A 2614-nucleotide genomic window follows, 5' to 3' on the forward strand; every position below is an offset into this window, starting at 1 on the left:
TGAATACAGCGAAATGCTGGGCTACAAGACCATCCGCAAGGAGCACCGCAGCACCAGCCGAGGCGGCGGCTCCAGCCAGGTCTCGACCAACTACACCGAAGAGCGCCGAGCCCTGTTTCTGCCGCAGGAGATCAAGGAGCTGCCCGCCGACGAGGAATTGATCTTCTATGAAGGCTGCAAGCCCATCCGGGCCCACAAGAACTGGTTCTTCAAGGACAAGGTTTTCAAGGAGCGGGCGAGCATGGCGCCGGTGAGGATCAAGGGGGCGGCCTGCGGGCTGGCATTGGGAAGGTTTGGCGGGTTTGACGAAGACACTCGGCAAAGTCTGCCGAAAGGCTTTAGCTGATTCGACCGTGCACGCGCATCTCACGTCCGGTATGGCCTGAAACAAACACTTCGAAAGGGAGCAACGAATGAAACACCCCCCCGCCTCCGAGAGAGATTACTGGGATCGGATTTTGAAACTCGCCAAAAACAATGGCGGTAGCTTCACGCTGGATCAGATTCGTGAGGAATTTGATCTGAGCAACAGGGAAATCAGAAAAATCAAGAAGTTGGTCGAGAAAAATCCGGTATATGACGCGGTTGACAAGTACGAATTTGCAGAAGATACGGTCAAAGGGTGGGGTGCAAACACCATACCCGAAGAGCGTGCAGAGAAGGAAAAGCCATCTCCTGATTTTCAGAGAATTGAGGGACTTGGTGAGCTATGGTTAATGGCTCGCCGTGAATTCAAACTCATTGATATTGATGACGAAGAAGCCGTTCAAGCCATTGAGCTGAAATACGAAACCCTCCATCAAATCCTCCTCTATATCGAACAAAAGGGAGTCCTCCATGGCTGGTTCTAATCCCTATCTGCTCTCGGAGGCGGAGAATGAGAGAATTTTTCGTGACAAAATTCTTCCCAAATGGTTGAGTGATGCGGGTTCCACCCTTCACCCTGGTCATCATCGGTGGCCAACCCGGGGCCGGAAAAAGCCGCACGATGGGCGGCGTCGAACGCGAATTGACGCACTGACTCGGCCTCAGCATCTCGATCCGCAGAACATTACCCTGCAAGACCCCCGGGGGCAAAAGAGCGACTATCGTTTGGCCTAAAACAACACGCAGAAGGGAACAACACATGAACCGCCCCCCCGCTTCCGAGAGAGATTACTGGGATCGAATTTTGAAACTCGCCAAAGACAATGGCGGCAGCTTCACGCTGAATCAGATTCAAGAGGAGTTTGATCTGAGCAGCAGGGAGATGAAGAAAATCGCAAAACGGGTCGAGAGAAAACCAGCCTATGACGCTGTTGACAACTACGAATTTGTAGAAGATACGGTTAATGCATGGCGTTCGGACACCACACCTGAAGAGCGCGAAGAAAGGGGAAGGCCATCTCCTGATTTGCAAAGAATTGAAGGATTATCCGACCTGCGGGCCATGGCATATCGCGAATTCAATTCAACTGACATTGATGATCAAGATGCCGTTCAAGCCATCCGCTTGAAGTATTCCACGCTCAATCAAATCCATCTTTCTTTGCAACACAAGGGAGTTCTCCATGGCTGGTTCTAACCCCTATCTGCTCTCGGAGGCGGAGAACGAGCGGATTTTTCGCGAGCAGATTCTTCCAGACCGGCTAAAAAATGCAGGCTCCAACCTTCACCCCATCGAACACCCCACGATGGTCATCATCGGCGGTCAACCCGGCTCCGGAAAAAGCCGCACCATGGGCGGCGTCGAGCGCGAATTGGCGCATCAGGGTGGTGCACTCAAGATTTCACCGGACGAATTTCGAGAAAAGCATCCAGCCTTCAATCAATTGAACGCCGCCAACGACCGCACCTCATCGAGCTTCACCCACGAGGATGCTGGCATCTGGGCCGAGAAGCTCGAAAAGTACGGGCGCGAGCACAAACTCAATGTGATTCTCGAAGGCACGCTGCGCACGCCAGAAAATGCGGCGGCGCGATTGGGCGAATACAAAGCAGCCGGCTACACCACCGATGTGCGGGTGGTCGCCACGAATGAGCGCACCAGTTGGCAGAGCGTGCACGGTCGGTACGAAGAAATGAAGGCTGAGGGCAAGCCTGCCCGGTGGGTTCCTCAAGACGGCCACGACTCCGCCTACCGAGGCGTCCTGGAAAGCGTCGAACTCATCGAAGCCCGCAAGCTGGCCGACCGCGTCGGCATCTACGACCGCAACGGCAAGACCATTTACCAAAACGAACTCAAAAACGGCCAATGGGAACATGCGCCTGCGGCCCGTGAAGCCTTGGCTGGCGAGCGCAGCAAGCCTCTCACGCCTGCGCAATGGGACGAGCATCTCAAGAAATTCGACGAAGTCACCCGAAACGTCATTCGCCCGGGCCGCGGCGCCGGGGCAGAAGAAATCCAGGAAATCCAGCGACTGCGCGCCCGCTCCGAGGCGATCGCCACCGAGCAGCTTGGGGCTACGCCCGCCAAGTCCCTGAGCACCCGCCTCACGCAGGTGGGTGCCGCCGATGCTGTCATTGGCACCAGGCCCGGCTTCCAAACCCTCACCAAAGCCGGTGGCATCGCAGGCGGTGCCTTGATGGGCTACGACGCCGTCACCACCGCCAGCCAATACAACGCCCTGACCGC

General features: G+C 55.8%; 5 protein-coding genes. All 5 read left to right on the forward strand.

All coding sequences use genetic code 11. The features are described 5' to 3' along the window. The coding region (locus EJI00_RS24680; protein ID WP_185868218.1) for a type IV secretory system conjugative DNA transfer family protein at positions 1-346 on the forward strand (346 nt) is incomplete at its 5' end. A gap of 67 nt (positions 347-413) precedes the next feature. Then, a complete protein-coding gene (locus tag EJI00_RS24685) occupies positions 414-851 on the forward strand; it encodes a hypothetical protein (RefSeq protein WP_126750101.1) in 438 nt (145 codons plus the stop codon). A 71-nt stretch (positions 852-922) separates the two neighbouring features. Then, positions 923-1021 carry a zeta toxin family protein gene (locus EJI00_RS25625; RefSeq protein WP_126750102.1) on the forward strand — a complete coding sequence of 33 codons (99 nt, stop codon included), beginning with the start codon at positions 923-925 and terminating at the stop codon, positions 1019-1021. A 105-nt stretch (positions 1022-1126) separates the two neighbouring features. Then, entirely contained in the window at positions 1127-1564 is a 438-nt protein-coding gene (locus EJI00_RS24695; protein ID WP_126750103.1) for a hypothetical protein, read from the forward strand. Continuing rightward, positions 1551-2614 (forward strand): zeta toxin family protein (locus EJI00_RS24700; protein WP_148110652.1); only part of this gene is annotated, 1064 nt, incomplete at its 3' end. The genes EJI00_RS24695 and EJI00_RS24700, both read left to right, overlap by 14 nt.

The sequence above is a fragment of the Variovorax sp. DXTD-1 genome (assembly GCF_003984625.1).
Taxonomy (GTDB): domain Bacteria; phylum Pseudomonadota; class Gammaproteobacteria; order Burkholderiales; family Burkholderiaceae_C; genus Variovorax.

Bases quoted from the DNA above. Each gene is read 5' to 3' on its own strand.
- EJI00_RS25625 (WP_126750102.1), top strand. From the start codon at position 923: ATGCGGGTTCCACCCTTCACCCTGGTCATCATCGGTGGCCAACCCGGG.
- EJI00_RS24685 (WP_126750101.1), top strand. From the start codon at position 414: ATGAAACACCCCCCCGCCTCCGAGAGAGATTACTGGGATCGGATTTTG.
- EJI00_RS24695 (WP_126750103.1), top strand. From the start codon at position 1,127: ATGAACCGCCCCCCCGCTTCCGAGAGAGATTACTGGGATCGAATTTTG.